Origin of the sequence: Methylobacterium brachythecii (genome assembly GCF_014196345.1) — a bacterium.
Lineage (GTDB): Bacteria > Pseudomonadota > Alphaproteobacteria > Rhizobiales > Beijerinckiaceae > Methylobacterium > Methylobacterium brachythecii.
The window spans coordinates 230261-253145 of the sequence record NZ_JACIDN010000002.1; the positions used below are offsets into that span (position 1 = coordinate 230261).

The 22885-nt window shown below is 67.7% G+C and carries 21 protein-coding genes; 7 read left to right on the plus strand and 14 right to left on the minus strand.

Annotated elements, in window-relative coordinates:
* Positions 1-264 precede the first annotated feature (264 nt).
* Both GGR33_RS05150 and GGR33_RS26205 read left to right on the plus strand, forming a co-directional pair.
* Positions 265-2469: a transglycosylase domain-containing protein gene (locus tag GGR33_RS05150; protein ID WP_183502601.1), complete on the plus strand. Its 2205-nt coding sequence runs from the start codon at positions 265-267 to the stop codon at positions 2467-2469.
* A gap of 227 nt (positions 2470-2696) precedes the next feature.
* Positions 2697-3077, plus strand: coding sequence for a PilZ domain-containing protein (locus tag GGR33_RS26205; protein ID WP_183502603.1), 381 nt, complete (start codon positions 2697-2699; stop codon positions 3075-3077).
* 12 nt (positions 3078-3089) lie between these two features.
* On the opposite strand, the gene ppa is transcribed toward GGR33_RS26205, so the two are convergent.
* Both ppa and GGR33_RS05165 read right to left on the minus strand, forming a co-directional pair.
* The gene (ppa, locus tag GGR33_RS05160; protein WP_183502605.1) at positions 3090-3635 is read right to left on the minus strand and encodes an inorganic diphosphatase; all 546 of its coding nucleotides are present in this window, start codon (positions 3633-3635) and stop codon (positions 3090-3092) included.
* A 120-nt stretch (positions 3636-3755) separates the two neighbouring features.
* Positions 3756-4262 carry a GNAT family N-acetyltransferase gene (locus GGR33_RS05165; protein ID WP_183502607.1) on the minus strand — a complete coding sequence of 169 codons (507 nt, stop codon included), beginning with the start codon at positions 4260-4262 and terminating at the stop codon, positions 3756-3758.
* 164 nt (positions 4263-4426) lie between these two features.
* Here GGR33_RS05165 and GGR33_RS05170 point away from each other — a divergent pair, with 164 nt between their 5' ends.
* Both GGR33_RS05170 and GGR33_RS05175 read left to right on the plus strand, forming a co-directional pair.
* Positions 4427-5152, plus strand: a complete 726-nt coding sequence (locus GGR33_RS05170; protein ID WP_183503525.1) for a fused DSP-PTPase phosphatase/NAD kinase-like protein — start codon at positions 4427-4429, stop codon at positions 5150-5152.
* Between the two features lie 8 nt (positions 5153-5160).
* Complete coding sequence (locus GGR33_RS05175; RefSeq protein ID WP_284211014.1) at positions 5161-6168, plus strand: WcbI family polysaccharide biosynthesis putative acetyltransferase; 1008 nt, start codon at positions 5161-5163, stop codon at positions 6166-6168.
* A gap of 83 nt (positions 6169-6251) precedes the next feature.
* On the opposite strand, the gene lpxD is transcribed toward GGR33_RS05175, so the two are convergent.
* The 10 genes from lpxD to GGR33_RS05225 form a co-directional block, all read right to left on the minus strand.
* Complete coding sequence (gene lpxD / locus GGR33_RS05180) at positions 6252-7313, minus strand: UDP-3-O-(3-hydroxymyristoyl)glucosamine N-acyltransferase (protein ID WP_183502609.1); 1062 nt, start codon at positions 7311-7313, stop codon at positions 6252-6254.
* Positions 7314-7466: 153 nt separating this feature from the next.
* Positions 7467-10055 carry an outer membrane protein assembly factor BamA gene (gene bamA, locus GGR33_RS05185; protein ID WP_183502611.1) on the minus strand — a complete coding sequence of 863 codons (2589 nt, stop codon included), beginning with the start codon at positions 10053-10055 and terminating at the stop codon, positions 7467-7469.
* A 455-nt stretch (positions 10056-10510) separates the two neighbouring features.
* Positions 10511-11671 carry an RIP metalloprotease RseP gene (gene rseP, locus GGR33_RS05190; RefSeq protein WP_183502613.1) on the minus strand — a complete coding sequence of 387 codons (1161 nt, stop codon included), beginning with the start codon at positions 11669-11671 and terminating at the stop codon, positions 10511-10513.
* A 148-nt stretch (positions 11672-11819) separates the two neighbouring features.
* On the minus strand, positions 11820-12998 hold the full coding sequence (gene dxr / locus GGR33_RS05195) for a 1-deoxy-D-xylulose-5-phosphate reductoisomerase (RefSeq protein ID WP_183503529.1): 1179 nt from the start codon (positions 12996-12998) through the stop codon (positions 11820-11822).
* Positions 12999-13006: 8 nt separating this feature from the next.
* Positions 13007-13861, minus strand: a complete 855-nt coding sequence (locus GGR33_RS05200; protein WP_183502615.1) for a phosphatidate cytidylyltransferase — start codon at positions 13859-13861, stop codon at positions 13007-13009.
* Positions 13862-13918: 57 nt separating this feature from the next.
* Positions 13919-14485: a ribosome recycling factor gene (frr, locus tag GGR33_RS05205; RefSeq protein WP_183502617.1), complete on the minus strand. Its 567-nt coding sequence runs from the start codon at positions 14483-14485 to the stop codon at positions 13919-13921.
* Between the two features lie 217 nt (positions 14486-14702).
* Positions 14703-15425, minus strand: coding sequence for a UMP kinase (gene pyrH, locus GGR33_RS05210; RefSeq protein WP_183502619.1), 723 nt, complete (start codon positions 15423-15425; stop codon positions 14703-14705).
* A 210-nt stretch (positions 15426-15635) separates the two neighbouring features.
* Entirely contained in the window at positions 15636-16562 is a 927-nt protein-coding gene (tsf, locus tag GGR33_RS05215; RefSeq protein ID WP_183502621.1) for a translation elongation factor Ts, read from the minus strand.
* Between the two features lie 145 nt (positions 16563-16707).
* Entirely contained in the window at positions 16708-17775 is a 1068-nt protein-coding gene (locus tag GGR33_RS05220) for a 30S ribosomal protein S2 (protein WP_183502623.1), read from the minus strand.
* 178 nt (positions 17776-17953) lie between these two features.
* Positions 17954-18541 (minus strand): TetR/AcrR family transcriptional regulator, encoded by a 588-nt coding sequence (locus tag GGR33_RS05225; RefSeq protein ID WP_246412859.1) that lies wholly within the window; start codon positions 18539-18541, stop codon positions 17954-17956.
* A gap of 89 nt (positions 18542-18630) precedes the next feature.
* Between GGR33_RS05225 and GGR33_RS05230 the strand changes: the two genes are divergently transcribed.
* Positions 18631-19464, plus strand: a complete 834-nt coding sequence (locus tag GGR33_RS05230; RefSeq protein WP_183502627.1) for an oxidoreductase — start codon at positions 18631-18633, stop codon at positions 19462-19464.
* 42 nt (positions 19465-19506) lie between these two features.
* On the opposite strand, the gene GGR33_RS05235 is transcribed toward GGR33_RS05230, so the two are convergent.
* Together GGR33_RS05235 and GGR33_RS05240 are read right to left on the minus strand one after the other, a co-directional pair.
* Positions 19507-20427: a KpsF/GutQ family sugar-phosphate isomerase gene (locus GGR33_RS05235; protein ID WP_246412891.1), complete on the minus strand. Its 921-nt coding sequence runs from the start codon at positions 20425-20427 to the stop codon at positions 19507-19509.
* 104 nt (positions 20428-20531) lie between these two features.
* Positions 20532-20741, minus strand: a complete 210-nt coding sequence (locus GGR33_RS05240; protein WP_183502631.1) for a hypothetical protein — start codon at positions 20739-20741, stop codon at positions 20532-20534.
* Here GGR33_RS05240 and GGR33_RS05245 point away from each other — a divergent pair.
* Positions 20740-21438, plus strand: a complete 699-nt coding sequence (locus GGR33_RS05245; protein WP_183502632.1) for a response regulator transcription factor — start codon at positions 20740-20742, stop codon at positions 21436-21438. The genes GGR33_RS05240 and GGR33_RS05245 overlap by 2 nt on opposite strands.
* Positions 21438-22856 (plus strand): sensor histidine kinase, encoded by a 1419-nt coding sequence (locus tag GGR33_RS05250; protein ID WP_183503531.1) that lies wholly within the window; start codon positions 21438-21440, stop codon positions 22854-22856. Before GGR33_RS05245 ends, GGR33_RS05250 begins: the two co-directional genes overlap by 1 nt.
* The last annotated feature ends 29 nt before the right edge of the window (positions 22857-22885 follow it).

The window sequence follows — 22885 nt, forward strand, 5'->3', positions numbered from 1 at the left end:
CGAGGTTGTGCCCGAGAACCGGCAGCCGGAAGCATTGTTCAAAATTAAATCGCGCGATCGGCCGCGTCGTGAAAAGCCCGCGCGGCCTTCCGAACGTCGATCCGAGAGGATCGCCGGAGTGCGACACGATAAGTGCATGTGTTTGCTAAACAATCAGATTTTATGGGTTAACGCTCCCTAAACCCGCCGCATTTACCGTGCGGAACCGGGACCGGCCGGCTCCGCTGTTACGCGGTTTCGGGCGGAACGGGTCAGATCGGGCACATGGCAAACGGACGCGGGCGGACGACGAGGCAGGAGCCGAACTTCGACGCGCCCGAGGGCCGCGGCGCGGATCGGGGCTCCGATCTCCGCATGTCCGCGAGCGATCGCGCAGGGGGCGGCGTGGCGAAGCGCGGATCGGGTTCGACAGATCGCGGCGGCCGGCAGCCGGCCAAGGGTAGCGGTGGCGGCGGACGCGGCAACGGCGGCGGCTCGCGCAGTCGCTCGCGGCGTCGCGGCTCGATCCTGGGCAAACTCGTCTATACCGGCGTGGTGCTCGGCCTCTGGGCCGTGATCGGCGTCGCCGGGCTCGTGGCCTATCACGCCTCGCAACTGCCGCCGATCGACCAGCTCAGCGTTCCGAAACGCCCGCCCAACATCGCGATTCTCGCCAGCGACGGCTCGCTGCTCGCCAATCGCGGCGAGACCGGCGGCCGCACGGTCTCGATCAAGGAATTGCCGCCCTACCTGCCGCGCGCCTTCGTGGCGATCGAGGACCGGCGCTTCTACGACCATTTCGGTGTCGATCCCGTCGGCATCGCCCGCGCGGTGGTGCAGAACGTGACCCGGCGCGGCGTCTCCCAGGGCGGCTCGACCCTGACGCAGCAGCTCGCCAAGAACCTGTTCCTCACCCCCGAGCGCTCGGCCTCGCGAAAGATCCAGGAGGCGATCCTGGCTCTGTGGCTGGAGCACAAATACTCGAAGGACGAGATCCTCGAGCTTTACCTGAACCGCGTCTATTTCGGCGCCGGCGCCTACGGCGTCGAGGCGGCGGCCCAGCGCTATTTCGGCAAGCCCGCCAAGAACGTGAGCCTCGCGGAGGCCGCTATGCTCGGCGGCCTGGTCCAGGCGCCCTCGCGCCTCGCACCGAACCGCAACCTCAAGGCCGCGCAGGTGCGCGCCGCACAGGTGCTGGCCGCGATGCAGGAACTCGGCTTCGCCAAGGAGCCGGACGTCAAAGTCGCGCTGGCGCAACCCGCGCGGACCTTTTCGAGCCGCGGCGGTGGATCGGCCAACTACGTCGCCGACCTCGTGATGGACGTGCTCGACGACTTCCTGCCGAAATTCGAGGCCGACATCGTGGTGGCGACCACCGTCGATTCCGGCCTGCAGGCGGCGGCCGAAAAGGCCCTCGTCGATGAGCTGAACGCCAAGGGCGTGCGCTACAATGTCGGCCAGGGCGCCCTGGTTTCCATGAAGCCGGACGGCGCCGTGCGCGCGCTGATCGGTGGCCGCGACTACGCGCAGAGCCAGTTCAACCGCGCCACGACGGCCAAGCGCCAACCCGGCTCGTCGTTCAAGCCCTTCGTCTACCTCTCCGCCGTCGAGCGCGGCCTGACGCCGGACACTGTGCGCGACGACGCGCCGATCAAGATCGGCAACTGGTCACCGGAGAACTACACGCACGCCTATCATGGCCCGGTGACGCTGCGCGACGCCCTGGCACAGTCGCTCAATACGGTCGCCGTGCGGCTCGGCCAGGAGGTCGGCCCCAAGACCGTGGTGCAGACGGCCCAGCGCCTCGGCATCTCGTCCTCGCTGCAGGCAAACGGCTCGATCGCGCTCGGCACCTCCGAGGTCACGCCGATGGAGATGGTCGGCGCCTATTGCGCCTTCGCCAATGGCGGCACCGGCGTGATCCCCTACGTGATCGCGAGCATCAAGAGCGCGGACGGCAAGGTGCTGTACAAGCGCGGCGCCGGCGGCCTCGGCAAGGTCATGTCGCCGGACGCCGACGGCATGATGAACGCGATGATGCACGAGACCTTCGTCAGCGGCACCGCCCGGAAGGGCGACATCCCCGGCTGGGACCTCGCCGGCAAGACCGGCACCAGCCAGGATTATCGCGACGCCTGGATGATCGGCTATTCGGGCTCCCTCGTCACCGGCGTCTGGCTCGGCAACGACGATGGCGAGTCGACCAAGAAGGCCACCGGCGGCAGCCTGCCGCTGGAGATCTGGAAGACCTACATGACCACCGCCCTCAAGGGCGAGAAGCCGGTGCCGCTGCCCGGCATGAACCGCTGGCACGCGCGGCCCGAGGCGGCCGTGGCCCAGGCGGCTCCGAACCCGATCGGGGATATCATCGGCGCGATCACCGGCGAGCCACAGCAGACCGCCTCGACCCGCCCGCCGCCGCAGCAGCGCCGCCGCGGCGGGGACGACCGCAACTTCATCGAGAAGCTGTTCGGCGTCGGCGAGGATTAGAGGCCATCGGGGTCGGCCCAGCAGGGCGATCGCCGACATCCTCGATCCTCGTAGCCGTCGCGACCCATTCCCAGCGATGCGCGGCCGCGACGTCGAGCCCTCGCTTTGGAAGAGTGTTTGCCACGGGCGGCACAGCTTAGCTGTGGCTGCCGAGCCATCTTAATTGATCAGCAACCGACAGCCCACGGTGCTTGCGCGTATAGTCTCCTTCAACTGGGAGAACATTCGTGATCGAGCGCAGGAGACGGCCGCGCGTCCGTGTGGACAGCGTCGGATACATCATTACGAAAACCGGAAACCCGATCGCATGTCGGATCATCGATAGGTCGCCGGACGGGGCGAGACTATGCGTCGACAGTGTCTTCGGTATTCCCAACGAGTTTCGGCTCGTCGTCCAGAAGACCCGCGAAAGCTTTACGACGAACGTGGCCTGGCGCAGTCCGCAGGAACTCGGCGTCGCCTTCGTCGAAACCCACGGCGTCATGGCGGTCACGCCGGCCAACGGCGAACGCGAGCCGATCGCTCTCGCCCAGTATCGCGGTCCCGAGGGCTTCGCGCCGGAATCGCAGGGCGGTTCCCTGGTCTCCGGCGCGTGTTACGAGATCTAGCTCCGCCCGAGATCAGGCCTTGCTGGCCTTGGCGGCGTTCTCGCGCTCGATGCCCTCGAGGATGAGGCGGTGGGCCTCTTCCTTGTCGCCCCAGCGGACGACCTTGACCCACTTGCCGGGCTCCAGATCCTTGTAGTGCTCGAAGAAGTGCTGGATCTGGTGGATCGTGATGTCCGGCAGATCGGTGTAGTTCTGGATGCGCTCGTAGCGGGCGGTCAGGTGGCGCGACGGAACGGCGATGATCTTCTCGTCCTCGCCGGCATTGTCCTCCATCACCAGCACACCGACCGGGCGCACGCTCATGATGGCGCCCGGAGCGATGGCGCGGGTATTGGCGACGAGCACGTCGCAGGGGTCGCCGTCGCCGGAGAGGGTGTGCGGGATGAAGCCGTAATTCCCCGGATAGACCATCGAGGTATAGAGGAACCGGTCGACGACGAGGGCGCCGGACTTCTTGTCCATCTCATACTTGATCGGCTCACCGCCGATCGGCACCTCGATGATGACGTTGACGTCGTGAGGCGTGTTCTTGCCGATCGAGATGTTGTCGATGATCATCGGAGCGGTTCCTGCGGACCTGGGGGAGAGTACTCTGCTCTCCTGTCGCAGGCTTCTAAACCGCCGGACGCGCCAAGGAAATCGGCCGTTCGGCCATAGCCGAGGCCAAGGGCCGAGGTTTCAGCCGAAAATGTAAGCGACTTTCGGCAGGCAGGAGCCCGAAACCCGCTCGATCGCCTCCGGCCCGGGTCGGCCGCCGAGCCCCTCGTAGAAGGCGCGGGCGCGGTCGTTGTCGGCAAGCGCCCAGACGCCGACGCGGGCGAGCCCGTGGTCGGCGAGATCGTTGCGCACCGCGCGAAACAGCCGCGAGCCCAAGCCCAGCCCCTGGTATTCTGGCGCGACGTAGAGCTCGTCGACCTCCCCCTCCGCCGTCAGCGAGCGGTCACGCGCCCGTCCGTAAGACGCGTAGGCGACGACGTCATCGCCGAATTCCACCACGGCGAGGCCGCGGCCACGGCCGATCATGCCGCGCCAGACGCTCGGACCGCGCTTGCTGATGAATTTTTGCAGCGCCACGCCGGGGATGACGCCCTGATAGGCCTCCCGCCACGCGGCCTCGAACACCGCCGACAGCATCCCGATGTCGTCAGGCTTGGCCCGGCGGATGCTGATCGTCTTCGTGCTCATGGATGCGCGGGCCTCCGAAGCAGGTTGGCGTATGATGAGGGCAAATGGAGCGCCGGGGCAATGGCGAAACCAAGGCGGCGGCCCGCTCGCGTTGTCGGCCGCCGGGCCGCCTGATAGATCGGCGGCTCGGCGAGCCCTGCCGAGACGCCCCGCAGCCGGTCCCCTTGTTCAACCGCTACCTCTCCTTCGAGGCACGCTCCGCGCGGCGCACGGCGCGCATCGCGCGGTTCGAGCAGCCCATCACCGGGCCGCTCGCGCGCGCCGGAGCCTGGGCGAACATGCTGCTGCTCGACCATGGCGTCCTGCGGCTCGCCTATCTCAACCGGCACCGCGTCGGCAGCGGTCTGGTCTGGCGATCGGCTCAGCCGAGCCCGCACCAGCTCGCCTGGTTCAAGCGGCAGGGCGTGAAAAGCGTCATCTCCCTGCGCGGCGGACGCGAGCACGGCTCCTGGCCCCTCCAGCGCGAGGCCTGCGAGCGACAGGGCCTCACTCTCGTCGACCTCGTCCTGCGCTCGCGCGAGCCGCCGACCAAGGAGACCATTCGCGAGGCCCAGGCACTGTTCGCTGCGATCGACTATCCCGCCGTGATGCATTGCAAGTCGGGCGCGGACCGCGCCGGGCTCGGGGCAGCCCTGTTCCTGATCCTGCACGAGGGCGTGCCCGTGCGCGAGGCGATGCTTCAGCTCTCGGCCCGCTACGGGCATTTCCGCTTCGCCAGGACGGGCATCCTCGACGCCTTCTTCGCCCGCTACCTGCGCGAGGGTGAGCCGCGCGGCCAGAGCTTCCTCGACTGGGTCGAGACGGACTACGACCCCGAGGCGCTCAGGCGCGATTTCCGGCCAGGCTTCTGGTCGGACCTCGTGGTCGACCGCATCATCAAGCGAGAGTAGTCCGCACCGTGTCCGTCCTGCAGACAGGGCGCCAGGCGCTGCTGGGCGCCCTGGCCCGGCTCCCGTGTTGGCCGGCCGCGCGCGATGTCCCGTATCGCGGCGGCCCGCGGATCGCCGTAATCGGAAACTGTCAGGCGCGCGGCGTGGCTCGCTCGCTCGAAGTGCTGCTGCCGGAGGCCGCCGTAACGCTGGTGCCGACCGGGCAGATCAGCCGGCGCGCACGCACGCTGCGCGCCTTCGCGGACGGCTTGGCCCGTTACGATCACGTCTTCTCGCAACCCATCGCGGCGGGGCATTTCCCCGATGGCGGCTTGGCGGAGCTGCTAAGCCTGCTGCCGCGGGCGCGGCTTTTCCCTCCGATCGTCTTCGCCGCCTTCCATCCCGACATGGTTTATGTCGGGGATCTGTCGGCGGGCGGCGCGGCCGGCCTGGTGCCCTCACCGCTCCACACCTACCACTCGGCAATCACACTGTTCGGATACCTGCGCGGCCTGTCGGAGGAGCGCATCCTGCGGCTGTTCCGGGACGACGTGCTCGCCCGGCTCGGCTTCCTCGACGGCTGGGATCTGGCGGCCGACGATCTGGTCGAGACCAGCCGGTCGATCGGCTTCGATCTCGCTCCCGATCTCCTGCGCTGGTCGCGGCGGGGGGCATTCATGCACGGCATCAACCATCCGAAGCTCTTCGTGATGGCCGATATCGCGCTACGGCTGGCGACGGAGGCTGGCCTCGACCCGGCACCGCTGCCGGTCGAGGCCTATCTCGCCGATGACCTGCTCGGCGAAGTGATCTGGCCGGTGTACCCTGCGGTAGCGGAGGCCTACGGCCTGAAAGGTTCCTACGTCTTCAAGCGCCGGGCGATGCCGAAGGCGCCTCCCTCGGTGCTCGATCTCGCGGGGCTCGTGCGCGAGAGCCTTGCGCTCTACCGGACGATGCCGAGGGCGCGGCTGACCTGTCAGCGCACCGAGCATTGGTCCCGCAGCCCGGAGACCTGCGCCCTGTTCGACGCGGCCTGAGGCGGTTGTGTGCGGGCTCTCTCCTATCCCTTGTGGGGTGGGAATGACCGGCGGCATCCGGTTCGATCAAACGGGGGGCTCGATCACGCCTCCGGCTCACCGCCCTTGTCCGCGCCGCGCTCGGCGAGACGGGCCAGCGTTGTGAGCTCGCGGAACCAGGCGCGCACCGGCTTGGCCGGCGTGCCGCCCCAGCGCGAGCCCGGGGGCACGTCCCGGTTGACGTTGGAGGAGCCGGCGATCTGCGATCCCATACCGATGCGCAGATGGCCGACCACGCCGACCTGGCCGCCGAGCACGACGTAATCCTCCAGCGTCGTCGAGCCGGAGATGCCGACGCCCGAGACGATGACGCAGTGCCGCCCGATGACGACGTTGTGAGCGATCTGCACGAGGTTATCGATCTTGGTGCCCTCCCCGATCACCGTGTCGCGGCTGGCGCCGCGATCGATCGTGGTGTTGGCGCCGATCTCCACGTCGTCCTGGACGATGACGCGGCCGATCTGCGGCACCTTGAGATGACCGCCCGCCCCCATGGCGAAGCCGAAGCCGTCCTGGCCGATCCGCGCGCCGGGATGCACGATGACGCGGTTGCCCACCAGGGCGTTCGTCAAGGTCGCGCCGGCACCGATGGAGGAGTCGCGGCCGATGCAGACGCCGGGGCCGACCACCGTGCCGGGACCGATCACGCTGCCCGAGCCGATCTCCGCACCCGGGCCGATCACGGCGCCGGGATCGACGCGCACGCGGTGCTCCAAGCGCGCCTCGGGATGCACGTGGGCGCCGGGCGAGACGCCCGCGGCGGCAAAGAGCGAGCCAGGCCGCAGGGCATCGGGGTACAGACGTCCGAGCAGGGTCGCGTAGACCCGGTAGGGATCGCGGGTCACGAGGGCGAGCGTTCCCTCCGGCACCCGGGCCGCGAAGCGCTTCGAGACGAGGCAGACCCGCGCCCGCGTCGCCGCCAGGGCGTCGCCGTAGCGGGCGTTGTCCATGTAGGCGAGGTCGTCCGGCCCAGCGCTCTCCAGTGAGGCGGCGCCGGTGACGACGGCGTCCGGATCGGCACCCTCGGGCAGTGTGACGCCTGCCGCCTCGGCAATGGCGGCGAGGCTCAAGTTGCCGTTGGGCTTGAAGAAAATGCAGTCCGACATCGGGCGATCACGAGGGTCTGTTTGCGTCCGACGGTCCAAGACCACGGATCGACCCCGATGCCAACACGGCGGGAACGACAAAGCCCGGAAGCGGCGAGCGCTTCCGGGCTTTTGGAGAGGGCCGCCCGGGAACCGGGCGACGTATCGGGTCGATTAGAAGCGCGAGCCGCCGGAGAAGCGGAAGGCCTGAAGCTGATCCTTGCCGACGCGGCCGAGCAGAGTGCCGTCCGCAGCGTAGATCTTCTGACCCTCGTCCCTTGAGAGGGCGTAGGCGTAGTCGAAGCGGATCGGTCCAAGCGGCGAGTTCCACAGGATCGACGCACCGACCGAGGAGCGGATGATCGGCTTGTCGCGAACGTTCAAGCACTCCGGCTCGACCTTGATCGCGTTGTTGCCGAAGTTCGAGTAGCCGCAGAAGCCGCCCGGAGCGATGCCGTTGATGGCGCCGTCGCGGTTCACGTCGAACTGCGTCTTGCCGTTGTAGCCGAACAGCGTACCGGCATCGGCGAACAAGGCGCCCTTCAGGCCGAGATCCTTCGGAATACCCCAGATCGGGAACTGAACTTCGACCGTACCGCCGACATAGGTGGTGCCGCCGACGGCGTTGGACTGCGTGTCGGTCGTACCGACGTCGCGCGGACCGAGACCGTTCGGGGCGAAGCCGCGGACGAGCGATGGGCCGAGGAAGAACTGGTCGGTGATGCGCAGCTTCTCGTCGGTCAGAGCGCTGATGTTACCGCCCTGGATACGCACGAAGCCGACGACGTCCTCGTAGAGCTCCTTGTAGTAGCGAGCATCGCCGGTGACGCGGAAGAACTTCGAGTCGCCGCCGAGGCCGGCGATGTCGGGCTTGATCTCGCCGTAGAAGCCGTTGGTCGGCCGGGCGACGTTGTCGAGCGTCGAGTAGGCGAGCGTCGCGCCGACGAGCGAGGTCAACGTGTTGCCCTGCGACGCCTTGAGGGCGATCGAGGCTTCACCGTCGAAGGCACAGGTCGGATAGGCTGCCAGGCCGCCGACGTTACGGCCGCTCACCGGATCGATGGTGCCGGCCGGGTTCAGAGCCGTATAGCCCGGGATCGGGTTCGAGCAGTCGTTGTATGGCTGCTTGATCGTGTTCGGGACCTTCAGCTCGGTGTTGTAGAGCGAGTAGCGGAAGGTGACGCCGAGTTCCTGAGTGATCGGCAGGCCGATGCGGAGCTGGCCGCCATAAACCGTGGTCTCGTAACGCGAGTACCGGGTCAGGTCGGAGTACTTGTAGAAGGCGTCGAAGCCGGCCGCGAGGCGGTAGCCGAGGAAGTACGGCTCGGTGAACGAGAAGTCGACGCCCTTGGCGTATTGGCCGCCGGTGCCGGCGATGCGGACGTACTGGCCGCGGCCGAGGAAGTTTGACTCGGAGACCGAAACCTCGCCGATGATGCCGTCCTGGGTCGAGTAGCCACCCGAGACCGAGAACGAACCGGTGGGTTGATCCTCGACGTCGATGTTCACGACGACGCGATCGGGTGCCGAGCCAGGCTCGTTCGAGAAGCGGACCTTCTTGAAGAAGCCGAGACCGTTCAGGCGGCGCTCGGCGCGCTCCACGAGGACGCGGTTGTAGGCGTCACCCTCGCCGAGATCGAGTTCGCGGCGAATGACGTAGTCGCGGGTGCGGGTGTTGCCGCGGACGTTGATGCGCTCGATGTAGACGCGCGGGCCGTCCTCGACCACGAAGCCGAGGGCGACTTGGTGCGTGTTGCGGTCGCGCTGACCGGTCGGGCGAACCTGGGCGAAGGGGAGTCCCTGGCGGTTGACCTCGGTGGTGATGCCGGTGAGCGTCTTCTCGACGTCCTCGGCGTTGTAGACGTCACCGACCTGGGCGCGGACCTCGCCCTCGACCGAGCCCTGATCGACGCCCGGCACGCGGGTATCAACGGAAACGGCGCCGACGGTGTACTGCTCGCCCTCTTCGACAGTGACGGTGATCACCCAGCCGGCATCGCCGTCAGGTCCACCGTCGACGTAACGGGCATCGGCGTTGGCGACGCGGAAGTCGGCGTAGCCGTTGCGCAGGTAGTAGCGGCGGACGATCTCGAGATCGGAGGCGATGCGATCGGGATCGTAGACGTCCGAGGTCTTGATGAACGACAGGAAGTTCATCTCGGTGGTGGTCATCAGACCCTTGAGGGTCCGCTCGGAATAGACGTTGTTTCCGACGAACAGGATCTCGCGGACGCCAGTCTTGTCGCCTTCGTCGATCTGGAACACCACGTCGGTGCGGCCGTTCTCGAGATCGACCAGACGGTAGGTCACCTTGGCGCCGCCGCGGCCCGAACGGCGATAGGTCTCGCGGATACGCTCGACGTCGGCAGCGACCACGGCATTGCTCAGCGCGCCGCGATCCTTCGACTCGACGACGCCCTGCAGGGTCGCCTTCTCGAGCTTCTTGTTGCCCTCGAAGAACACGCGGCCGATGATGCTGTTCTCACGCACGGTCACGACGGTGGTGCCGCCGCGGTTCGACACCTTCACATCGGAGAAGAGGCCGGTGGAGAGCAGGTTGCGGCGCGCCTCTTCGGGCGATCCGGAGGCGGTCCCGGTTACGTAGGAGCGGATCGTGCCCGCCTCCACTCTGCGATTACCTTCGACGACGATCTGCTGCGCATAAGCGGCGCCGCCCACAACGACGCCGACGGCGGCAGTGGCGATCAGGACGATGGTCCGTTCCGCCGACTTACGCCGGCGTTTCCCCGTCATCGACATCATGTATTCGCCCGTCTCATTGTTATCAGCGCGGGTTTGCACCCGCAGACGCCCACCTTTGTGGTGTGACGCTCTCTGGTCCCAGCCACGCTTCTATCGGGAATCCGAGGCGAAGCAACGGCAAGTAGGGACGACCCTTCGGGATTCTGCTGGGTCGTGGCCTTCGGGCAACTTAACGAGGAGAGGCAGTTCCAAACGATCGCACAACACGGTGAACGAGTCGTAAACCACGAAAAAATCTCATGTTTCAGGAATGACCCTGAAGCGTCTTCAGGGTTCGTGAACCATCGGTTTTCGGACTTTTTCGTGGCAGGCAAGCAGAGCTCCGGCGGCGGTCACGCGAACCGGTGCCGACACAGAAAGGCCGCCATTCCGGGCCCGCGCAGCGGAAACCGGAATGGCGGCCCTTATGTCCGGCCCGGACGCGCCAGCGCGCCCGCTCGTCGAGGAGGAAAGCCTCAGGTCCCGCCGGCAGTCCAGGACGCCACGACGTTGAAGACGTCGTTCTTGGTGGCGAAGATCATCAGCAGGGCGACGAGGCCGAGGCCGATGCGGAAGCCGATCTCCTGCACGCGCTCGCTCAAGGGGCGGCCGCGGATCGCCTCGCAGGCGAAGAACAGCAGGTGGCCGCCGTCGAGCAGCGGGATCGGAAACAGGTTGAGCAGACCGATCGACACCGACAGGAAGGCGATCCAGTTGATGATCCCGCTGACACCGCCGACGCGGGCGACTTCACCGGAGACCCGCGCGATCCCGATCGGCCCGGAGAGCTGGTCGACCGATTCCCGGCCGACGACCAGCTTGCCGAGGAAGTTGAAGGTCCGTTCGACGATGAAATAGGTCTCCTGCGAGCCGAGCACGAGCGAGTCGATCGGGCCGTACTGGACGAGTTTGCCATCGCTGCCCTTCGGCCCCTGGACGCCGAGGCGGCCGAGGCGATGCTTCCCGAACGGCGTCGTCTCCTCGATGGTCTCGGGCGTGGCCGTCAGCCGCGTCTCGCCGCCGCCACGCTGCACCGTGAAGACCAGGCTCGAATCGGCGCTCGACGAAACGATGCGCTGCATGCCGCCGAAGGTGTCGACCGCGTTGCCATCGATCGCCTTGATGACGTCGCCGGCTTCGAAGCCGGCGCGTGCGGCGGCGCTGTTCGGCACCACGGCCTCGACGCGTGCCGGAATCTCGTAGCGGCCGCTCATCCAGATCGCGCCGCTGAACACCGTGATAGCGAGGATGAAGTTGGCGATCGGACCGGCCGCGACGATGGCCGCCCGCTTGGCGACGGGCTGGGCCGGAAGACTGACCGCACGCTCGCGAGGGTCCATCCGGGCGATGGCCTCCGCATCCGGCACGCTGGCACCGTTCACGTCGCCGACGAATTTCACGTAGCCGCCGAGGGGGATGGCGCAGAGCTTCCAGCGCGTGCCGTTGCGGTCGTTGAAGCCGATCAGCTCCGGTCCGAAGCCGATCGAGAAGGCGTGAACGCCGACGCCGCACCAGCGCCCGACTAGGAAGTGGCCCATCTCGTGGATGAAGACCACGACGGTGAGCACCAGGACGAAGGTGAGCAGCGTCCCGAAGAAACCGGTCGCCGTGCCGGTCATGGCCGTCAGAAAGTCCATCGCATGATCCCTTCGCCACGGCCGTCGTGATCCGGTCGGCGCCCGGATGCAAGCGTAGCAGCAACCGCGCATCGTCGCACGGTTAAGGCCGTGCGCGCGAGCCGGGCCGGCGAACGCTGCCCGCTTTCCCCGCTGTCCCCGCCCGGATTCAGCCGGCCGCGCGGGTCTCGGGCAGCGCCTGCTCCGACCAGGCGCGTACCTCGGCGTCGATGGCCAGGGCCTCCTCGATATCCGCGGGCGCGGCTCGGAAGACGGGAGCGAAATGCTCGCAGGCCCGCTCCACCAATTCGGCGATGCCGTAGAATGAGATTTCGCCGCGGATGAAGGCCGCGACCGCGATCTCGTTGGCCGCGTTCATCACCGTCGGCGCCGAACCGCCGTCGGCGAGAGCCGCACGAGCGATTCTGAGGCAGGGGAACCGCGCCTCGTCGGCCGGCTCGAAGGTCAGGCTGCCGGTGGCCGCGAGGTCCAGCCCCCTGCCCCGCTCGATCGTCAGGCGGTCGCCGAGCCCGAGGCAATGCGCGATCGGCACGCGCATGTCCGGCATGGCAAGGCCTGCGGTCACCGCACCATCGCGCCAGGTGATCAGGCCGTGCACGATGGATTGCGGGTGGACGATCACGTCGAGGCGGTCGTGCCCGATGGCGAAGAGGTGATGCGCCTCGATCAGCTCGAGGCCCTTGTTCATCAGCGAGGCCGAGTCGATATTGATCTTCATCCCCATCGACCAGGTCGGATGCTTGGCGGCCTCCGCCGCGCTCGCCGCTGCGATGCGCTCGCGGCTCCAGGTGCGGAACGGACCGCCGGAGGCTGTGATCGTCATCTTCGCGACGTCATCGACCGGACCGCCGCCGAGCGCCTGAGCGAGGGCGTTGTGCTCGGAATCCACGGGTAGCAGCAGCGCGTTGTAGCGCTTGGCATCGCGCATGAAGGCATCGCCGGCGCAGACGAGGCTCTCCTTGTTGGCAAGCGCGATCGTGCGCCCGAGCCGCAGAGCCGCATGCGTCGGCTTGAGGCCCGCCGCCCCGCTCACCGCTGCTACGACGATGTCGGCATCGCGCGAGACCGCCTCCAGCACCACACTTTCGCCCGCGCCGCTCGGGATGCCCGAGCCCGCGAGCGCCTCGGCGAGCGCCGGCCCGGCGCTCTCGTCGGCCACGGCTGCAAAGGAGGCGTTCAGCTCACGCGCGAGCTTGCCGAGCCCTGCCGCATCACGGCCGCCGACGAGGGAGCCGACGCGGAAGCGATCCTTGTGCTGCGCCAGCAGATCGACGGTAGAGGCGCCGATCGAGCCGGTAGCGCCGAGGATGGAAACGGTGAGCAAGATGTGTCCTCTCAGGCCGGCAGAGCGGTGCGGGCCAGGATAGCGTGAACCAAGAGATATAGCCCGACCAGCAGCGAGACGGCGAAAAAGCCGTCGAGCCGGTCCATCACGCCGCCATGGCCGGGGATCGAGCGGCCCGAATCCTTCACGCCATAGCGGCGCTTGAGGGACGACTCGAAAAGGTCTCCGGCCTGGCTGATGACCGAGGCGGCGGCACTCGCAAGGGCGACCAGCCACAGCGGGAGCGCGGCCACGCCGGAGCCGCGCGCAACGAGCACGACGGCGACACCGGCGAGCGTGCCCGCTGCGAGTCCGCCGAGCGCGCCGGACCAGGTTTTCTTCGGGCTGACGCGCGGCATCAGCTTCGGGCCGCCGATGGTGCGGCCGGTGAAGTAGGCAATGATGTCGGTGGACCAGACCACGGCGAACATCCAGGCCGGCCCCACGATGCCGATGCCGGGATCCTCACGCAGCAGCGCCGGCACCAGGGCGACGATGGCCCCGCCGGCATAGCCGATGACGGCGTTGAGCCGGGCGGCCGCGCCGCCTCGGGCAAGCCCCGCGAGCGCGCCGGCCGCAAGCACGGCGATCCCGAGAACGGCCCAGGCTGGCGCGTCGAGCAGGATGGCAGCGCAGGTGGCGGCGATCGCCGCGGCGTTCACCAGAGTCAGCGCGAGGACGGGCGACGTCCGCGTGATGGTGAACCATTCGCTGGCGCCGACGACGCCGGCGGCGATCCAGATCAGCGCGAACGGCCAGCCGCCGAGCACCAGCGCCCCGAGCACGACGGTGCCGAGCACGACGGCCGAGGCGATACGCTCGAAGAACTCGCGGGTCGCGAAGGCCTGCGTCTTTCCGGACGTCATCCGGCGCGCCTCCGCGCTGAAACCTGGCGGATCACCGGGGATCCGATCATGCGGGTCTCAAACCTGCATGATCTCCTTCTCCTTGCTCGCCAGCACGCCGTCGATCTCGGCGATGTACTGATCCGTCGCCTTCTGGACGTCGCCGGCCTGACGCTTCTCGTCGTCCTCGGAGATCAGGCTGTCCTTGAGGAGCTTCTTGAGATGGTCGAGGCCGTCGCGGCGCACATGGCGCACGGCGACGCGGGATTCTTCCGTGTATTTGTGCGCCACCTTCACCATCTCTTTGCGGCGCTGCTCGTTCATCTCGGGGATGCGCAGGCGGATGGTCTGGCCTTCGGTCTGCGGGTTGAGGCCGAGATCGGATTCGCGGATCGCCTTCTCGACGGCCGTGATCATCGCGCGGTCCCAGACCGAGATCGAGAGCAGGCGCGGCTCGGGCACGCTCACCGTGGCGACCTGCGCCATCGGCATCATGGCGCCGTAGGCGTCGACCTGGATCGGGTCGAGCAGGCTCGGCGTGGCGCGTCCCGTGCGCAGCGAGCCGAGATCCTTGCTCAACGAAGACACGGCGCCCTGCATGCGGCGCTTGATGTCGGCGAGGTCGAAGTCTGGGATTGCGGCCATGGTCTCAAGTCGTCCCGTCGCGGCTCACGGCGTTCGTCAACGAGACCTGGACAGAGTCGTCGGAGAAGCGCGCCGTGAGGCAGGTTTTCGATGCGAGACCCGGCCGGCGAAGGGCCGGGCTCGATTGCGGCTTCCATGGACGAAATTGGGCAGCCTCGCAAATGGGCAACCGCCTGTCGCGCCCTGGAAACCCTTGAAAATCGACCGCGAGCCGATCTCAGGGCACGACGTGGGTCGAGGGCGCAGCGCCCGTCAGGATCGCCGTGACGGAGGACGGCGCATGCACCGAACCAACCACGATCGACAGCCGGCTCTCGCGGGCGAGCGCGAAGGCGGCCGTGTCCATGACCTTGAGGTCGCGGGCGATGGCCTCGTCGTGGGTGAGGCGGTCGTAGCGGGTGGCGGAAGGGTCCTTCTTCGGATCGGCCGAATAGACGCCGTCCACCTGCGTCGCCTTCAGCACCGCGTCACAGCGCAGCTCCGCCGCGCGCAGCACGGCGGCGGTGTCGGTGGTGAAGAACGGGTTGCCGGTGCCGCCGGCGAGGACCACGACCTGGCCCTTGTCGAGATGGTGCAGGGCGGGCTGACGGGCATAGGTCTCGCAGATCGTCGGCATCGAGACCGCCGACATCGTGCGGGCCGGGACGCCGGCGGCGTTCAGCGCCGTTTCGATGGCCAGCGAGTTCATGACGGTGGCCATCATGCCGAGCGAGTCGCCGGTCGCCCGGTCGATCCAGCCGGCCTGCGAGATGCGCGCGCCCCGGATCAGGTTGCCGCCGCCGACCACCACCGCGATCTCGATGCCCTCGGCAACCACTCGGCCGATATCCTCGGCGAGCGCGGCAAGTGTCTGAGGATGCAACCAATATCCATCGGGCGCCGCCAGGGCCTCCCCGGAGAGTTTCACGAGCACGCGGCGAAACGGCGTCGTCTCCGGCATCGAAGGCTCCCCATCGGCGGGCCCGGCCGCCATCCGACTGAAATGATGTCGGGGCTTCTAGAACATGGCGGGGGACGGGGAAACCGGATTCATCGGATGGCCCTTCCGTCATCGCGAGCGCAGCGAAGCGATGACGGAAGAGGACCGGAAACGACGAAGGGCGACCTCGCGGCCGCCCTTCGGAGAACTGACTCGAAAAACCGAAAGGAATCAGCGCGACATCGCCGCGACTTCGGCCGCGAAATCCGGGCCCTCTTCCTTCTCGATGCCCTCGCCGAGGGCGTAGCGCACGAAGGCCTTGAGCGTGACGGGCGCGCCGGCCTTGCCCTCGGCCTCCTTGAGGACCTGGGAGATGGTCTTGGAGCCATCGTGGACGAAAGGCTGCTCCAGGAGGGTGACCTCCTTGTAGTAGCTCTTCAGGCCGCTCTCGATGATCTTGGCCATGACGTGGTCCGGCTTGCCGGCGTTCTTCTCGCGCAGGATGTTCGACTCGCGCTCCAGCACCGCCGGGTCGACGCCGGCCGCGTCGAGCGCCACCGGGTTCGTCGCGGCGACGTGCATGGCGATCTGGCGGCCGAGCGTCGAGAGGAAGTCTACGTCGCCGTTCGACTCGAGAGCCACGAGCACGCCGATCTTGCCGAGGCTGGCGCCCGGCGTGATCGGGCCGTGGACGTAGTTGGCCACCACGCCCTTGGCGACGTCGAGCTTGGCGACGCGGCGCAGGGTCATGTTCTCGCCGATGGTGGCGATGAGGCCCTGCAGCGTGTCGTTGACCGTCTCGGACGAGCCTGGGAACGTCTTGGCCTGCAGGCCTTCGAGGGTGCCGTCGGAATCGAGGGCGAGCTTGGCGGCTTCGCGGGCGAAGGCCTGGAAGCTGTCGTTGCGGGCGACGAAGTCGGTCTCGGAATTCACCTCGACGAGCGCGGCGTGATGGCCGGAGGACTCGACGGCGACGAGGCCCTCGGCGGCGACGCGGCCGGCCTTCTTGGCGGCCTTGGCGAGACCCTTCTGGCGCAGCCAGTCGACACCCGCTTCGAGATCACCGGCAACCTCGGTGAGCGCGCGCTTGCAATCCATCATGCCGGCGCCGGTCTTCTCGCGAAGCTCTTTGACGAGGGCTGCGGTGATCTCGGCCATGTGAATCTCTTTCAGCGAAGGGGTGGCGCAAACGGGGTTGCGGACGGGTCTTTGAAGTGAGTGAGCCCGGCGCTTGGGTTAAGCGCCGGGCTTTGCAGTGAAATGACGCAAGTCGGACCGGGCCGGAGCCCCATCCAGGCGGACCTTACACAGCGGCGGCGTCGAGGAAGCCGCGCGACTGGGCGATCCAGCCATCGCGATCGATACGGCCGTTGAGCTTCAGCTCGGCGTCGAGCTTGGTCACGTCCTCCGGCTGCATCGCGGCGACCTGCCAGTAGTGCCAGACGCCCGCATCGTTGAGCTTCTGCACGATCTGCGGGCCGATGCCGGTGAGCTTCATCAGGTCGTCCGGCGCGCCGCGCGGGGCGGGAAGCAGCTCGAAATGCTCGGTCGAATCGGCCAGCGCGGCAACCTCGGCCTGCGTGATGGCATCGGACTCGATCGAAGCCGGCGCATGGCTCTCCTCGACGGGCAGCTCCTCGGGGGCCGGCTGCTCGGAGGCGCCGACGTCCACGCCCGACGAGCCCTGGCCACGACCGATGCCCTCGATCGCCGCACGGGCGATCAGGTCGCAGTAGAGCGCGATCGCGCGGCCAGCATCGTCGTTGGCCGGAACGATGTGGGTGATGCCGTCGGGGTTGCAGTTCGTGTCGACGATGGCGGCGACCGGGATGCCGAGGCGGTTCGCCTCCTTGATCGCCAGTTGCTCCTTGTTGGTGTCGATCACGAAGATCAGGTCGGGCACGCCGCCCATGTCCTTGATGCCGCCGAGCGCCTTCTCGAGCTTGTCCTTCTCACGCGTCAGCATGAGGCGCTCCTTCTTGGTGAGGCCCGTGGCCCCACCTTCGAGCGTCTCGTCGACCTTGCGCAGACGCGAGATCGAGCCGGAGATGGTCTTCCAGTTGGTCAGCATGCCGCCGAGCCAGCGGGAATTGACGTAGTACTGGGCGGAGCGCTTGGCGCTCTCGGCGATCGCCTCGGCAGCCTGGCGCTTGGTGCCGACGAACAGCACGCGGCCACCCTTGGCAACCGTGTCGCTCACGGCCTGCAGCGCGGCGTGGAGCGCCGGCACGGTCTGAGCGAGATCAATGATGTGGATGTTGTTGCGCGTGCCGAAGATGTACGGCTGCATCTTCGGGTTCCAGCGGTGCGACTGGTGACCGAAATGGGCGCCCGCTTCGAGGAGCTGACGCATAGTGAAATCGACGGCCATGATCCGTGTTCTCTCCGGTTATTTCCGCCGCGGGGGATGTAGCCGACTGAATGCCGGCCACCGGAAAGGCCTCATTCAGGCATGAGGCCGCCTCCGCGTGTGGGATGGGCGGTGCCGTTAGCAGAATGGGGGATGGGGAGCAAGCGCTGCGGCCGATCGTCTGGCCGCGACGGCGGTGTCACTCCTCCAGAAGGACGAAAACCTCGGCGCGATCCTCACGCCCGATGAATCCGAGAAGCGCCGCCGCAGCCGCGCTGCGTGCCCGGCGACCCAACATTTCGTCGTCGAGTTCTCCGGCGGTCCAGAAGGACAGCACGCCGCGAAACGCAAAGGCGAGCTGATCCGGTAGCACCGACAACGCCCGGATGCGCGTCGCGGAGGCGAGACCCTTCCCATCCGCGAGCGCTTCGGCCCAAAGGCCGCTGGAGCGCGCCAGGACATCGCCGGGAGCGTCGCTCGGGGCGCCGAGCGCGCCCATGACGGCGCGGTTCACGCCCGGCGCCTCCAACATTACCGCCACGGCGATCTCGACGGCGGCCAACACGCGCGAGACGGCTCTCGCGGGCAACGCAGCCTGCGCAAGTCGTTCGCGCATCGATGCGATCCGGCGCGCCGACAGCGCCTGCATGATCCCCGCTTTGCTGCCGAACTGATTGAAGGGCGTCGCGAAGCTGACGCCTGCCTCATCGGCCAGCTCGCGCATCGAGAAGGCGGCACCGTCCTGGGTCAGCAGGCGCTCGGCCGCATCGAGAACGCGCTCGCGCATTGGCACCGTCGATGACGGGCGGGGCTTGTCGGAGGACATTCTGATTTATATCATGATATAGAAGTGGCACAAACGATCGGTGAGCGCGTATGACGCATTCCAAGACCTTCCTCATCACAGGTGTCGCGTCGGGCCTCGGCCGCGCCTTCGCGACCGAAGCCCTGGCGGACGGCCATCGCGTCGTCGGTACGGTGCGCCGCCCGGAGGATGCCGAGACGTTCGGCTCTTCGGAGCGAGCTCATCCACTGCTTCTCGACGTCACCGATTACGCCGCGATCCCGGACGCCGTCGCGCGGGTCGAGGCCGAGGTCGGCCCGATCGACGTCCTGGTCAACAATGCCGGCTACGGCCACGAGGGCGTGCTCGAAGAGTCGTCGATGGACGATCTCCAACGGCAATTCGCTGCAAACGTCTTTGGCGCGGTCGCGATGATCAAGGCCGTGCTTCCCGGCATGCGCGAGCGCCGTCGTGGCCACATCGTGAACGTGACCTCGATGGGCGGCTTCATCACGATGCCGGGCATCAGCTTCTATTGCGGCAGCAAGTTTGCCCTCGAAGGCATCTCGGAGGCCCTCGGCAAGGAAGTCGCGCCGTTCGGGATCCACGTCACCGCGCTGGCACCGGGCCAGTTCCGCACGGACTGGGCCGGCCGCTCGATGGACCGGACCCCGCGCAGTATCCCCGATTACGACGCCACCATGGATCCCATCCGCGCCGCGCGCAGCACCAAGAGCGGCCAGCAGCCCGGCGATCCGCGCAAGGCGGCCCGGGCACTCCTCCAACTGGTCGCAGCGGAGCGGCCGCCGACGCGCCTGTTCCTGGGTGAGGACGCGCTCGGCCTCGTCGAAAACAAGCTCGTTCAGATGGGGGACGAGATCGCGGCGTGGCGCACGCTGACATGCTCGACGAACTTCGCCGCATGACACGGTGAGGTGGCTCGGCGGACCTGCGGCCGTTGGCGCCCCTTAGGCGACCCCGGCCTGCAGCAGGTCGTGGACGTGCAGGATGCCGACCGGACGACCGTCCTCGGTCACGAACACGGCCGTGATGCGCTTGCGGTTCATCAGGCCGAGTGCCGTGCTCGCCAGGAGTTCTCTCTCCACGACGATCGGATCGGCGGTCATGATCGTGCGGACCGGCGTGTCGAGCAGCGCCGGACCCATGTGGCGGCGCATGTCGCCGTCGGTGACGATGCCCACGAGGCGGCCATCCGTGTCCGTCACGCCGCAGCAGCCGTAGCGGCGCCCGGCGATCACGATCAGCGCCTCGGACATCACCGTCCCGTCGGAGACCAGCGGGATCTCGGGGCCGGAATGCATGAGTTGCTGCACGGTCTTGAGCCGAGCGGCGAGCTTGCCGCCCGGATGCAGAACCTTGAACCCGGCCGAGGTGAAGCCGCGCTGCTCGATCAGCGCCACGGCGAGCGCATCGCCGAGCGCGAGCTGGATCAGGGTCGACGAGGTCGGCGCGAGGTCGTGTGGGCAGGATTCGCGTACCCGCGGCAGGGCGAGCAGGACGTCGGCGGCGCGGCCGAGCGTGCTCTCGGGCTTGCTCGTCACCGCGATCAGCGGGATCGAGAAGCGGCCGGAGAAGCTGACGAGGTCGCCGAGTTCAGCGGTCTCGCCCGACCAGGACAGGGCGACGATCACGTCGTCCGGTACGATCATGCCGAGGTCGCCGTGGCTCGCCTCGGTCGGGTGGACGAAGAAGGCCGGTGTGCCGGTGGAGGCGAGCGTCGCGGCGAGCTTGCGGCCGATATGGCCGCTCTTGCCGACGCCGCAGACGATGACGCGGCCCTTGGCATCGAGAATCGTGCGCACCGCGCGTTCGAATGCATCGCCGAGATCGGCATCGAGCGCCGCAGTCAGTTCCCGCATCGCCGCCATGCCGGATTGCAGGCTGCGCGCTGCGGAGGAACGGATGTCGTCGACGGTCTCGTCAGTCTTGACGAGGCTGAGGTTGCGGAACGGAACCGTTTCGGTCGCGGTCTTCATGTGCCGATATCGACTCCGGGCAGTGCAATGACTGGAAAACGACTTCGCGAAATGTCTTGGTATTTCAAATAGTCGAGCGGCCGCAGAGTCTTGCGACGGTCTCCCAACGATGTTTTGCCGGTATGGTTTAATTGTGACGGTTGGTTTTCCGCCATGTGATCAGGCCGTTTTCCTGCGGCCGGGAAATGCTTATCTGAGAGCGCCATGCGCCTCCTCATCATCGAAGACGACCGCGCGGCCGTCGCCTACCTCGTCAAGGCCTTCCGCGAGGCCGGCCACGTCGCCGACCAGGCGACGGATGGGCTCGACGGCTATGCCATGGCCCGCGAGGGCGGTTACGACCTGCTCGTCGTCGACCGCATGCTGCCGAAGCTCGACGGGCTGTCGCTGATCCGCTCCCTGCGCGAGCAGAAGGTCGAGACGCCAGTGCTCATTCTCTCCGCGCTGGGCCAGGTCGACGACCGCGTGAAGGGCCTGCGAGCCGGCGGGGACGATTACCTTCCCAAGCCCTACGCCTTCTCGGAGCTGCTCGCCCGCGCCGAGGTCCTGGCCCGCCGCCGCGCGAGCGCCCCCGGAACGTCCGAGGCTACCGCCTACCGGGTCGGCGACCTCGAGCTCGACCGTCTCTCGCACCGCGTCGTGCGCGCCGGCCGCGAGATCGTGCTGCAGCCGCGCGAGTTCCGGCTGCTCGAATACCTCATGCGCCATGCCGGACAGGTCGTTACCCGGACGATGCTGCTCGAGCATGTTTGGGACTACCATTTCGATCCGCAGACCAACGTCATCGACGTGCACGTCTCGCGACTGCGCGGCAAGATCGATCGCGGGTTCGAGCACGCCCTGATCCAGACCGTGCGCGGCGCCGGCTACGTGGTGCGCGCCGAGGAGCCGCGCACCACGTGATGTCCCCCGCCCCGCTTCGGCCTTCGCGGGAGGGTGTGCTGGCTCGTGTCGGCAAGCTGTTCCGCACGACGGCGTTCAAGCTCTCCCTCGCCTATCTCGTCATCTTCGCGCTCTGCGCGGTTGTGGCGCTCGGCTACGTCGCCTGGAACGCGCGCAGGGTTCTCGACGATCAGATCGTCCAGACCATCGAGGCCGAGATCAACGGCTTGCAGGAGCAATATACGGCGGGCGGCCTGCGCACGCTGATCGCAGTCATCGAGCGCCGCTCGAAGGAACCCGGCGCCTCGCTCTACCTCGTGACGACGCCGGCCGGCGAGCGCGTCGTCGGCAATGTCGGCTCCGTCCCTACCTCCCTGCTGTCGAAGACGGGGCAGTTCGAGATCTCCTACGGCCGCGACGTCGATACCAGGAACATCCAGCACCGGGCGATCGTCCGGCTCTACACGCTCGCCGGTGGTTTCCACCTCCTGGTCGGCCGCGACACCGAGGAGCGTGACCAGCTGCGCGCGGCCATCGGCAACACCTTCGGAAGCTCGCTGGCTCTGGTGCTGCTGCTCGGCGTGATCGGCGGCTGGTTTGTGGCGAGCCGCGTGCTCAAGCGGGTCGACGACATGACCGAGACGACGCGCTCGATCATGGCCGGCAATCTGGACGGGCGCCTGCGCGTTGCCGGCACCGGCGACGAGCTCGACCGCCTGGCCCAGAACCTGAACCTCATGCTGGAGCGTATCGGCGAGCTGATGCGGGGCATGAAGGAGGTCTCCGACAACATCGCCCACGACCTCAAGACGCCACTAACCCGCCTGCGCAACCATGCCGACGAGGCCCTTCGCGGCGAGCGATCGCCGGAGGAGCTGCGCGGGGCGATCGGCGCCGTGATCGAGGAAAGCGACGGGCTGATCCGCGTGTTCGAGGCACTGCTCACCATCGCCAGGCTGGAAGCCGGCAGTGCCCGCGAATCCTTTTCGGAGTTCGACGCGGGTCAGGCGCTGCGCGAGGTCGGCGAATTGTACGAGGCACTGGCGGAAGAGAACGGGCTCACGCTCTCGGTCGAGGCCGAAGACGGCTTGATGCTCGTCGGCAACCGCGAACTCGTCGGGCAGGCGCTCGCCAATCTCGCCGACAACGCCATCAAATACGGCGCGGGCGGTATCGGCGAGCGCAGCATCGCGATGAGGGCCGAGCGCGAGGTGGACGGCGTCGCGCTCAGCGTCGCGGATCACGGCCCGGGCATCCCGGAGGGTGAGCAGGCCCGGGTTCTCGACCGTTTCGTCCGCCTGGACGATGCGCGCTCGCGGCCCGGTTTCGGCCTCGGGCTGAGCCTCGTCAACGCCGTGGTGCGCCTGCATGGCGGCGCGCTCACCCTACGAAACAATGCCCCGGGCCTGGCGGTTAAGCTGTCACTGCCGCGAGCCTGAGCATCGGCCTCGCCAATCCGGGCACGCGC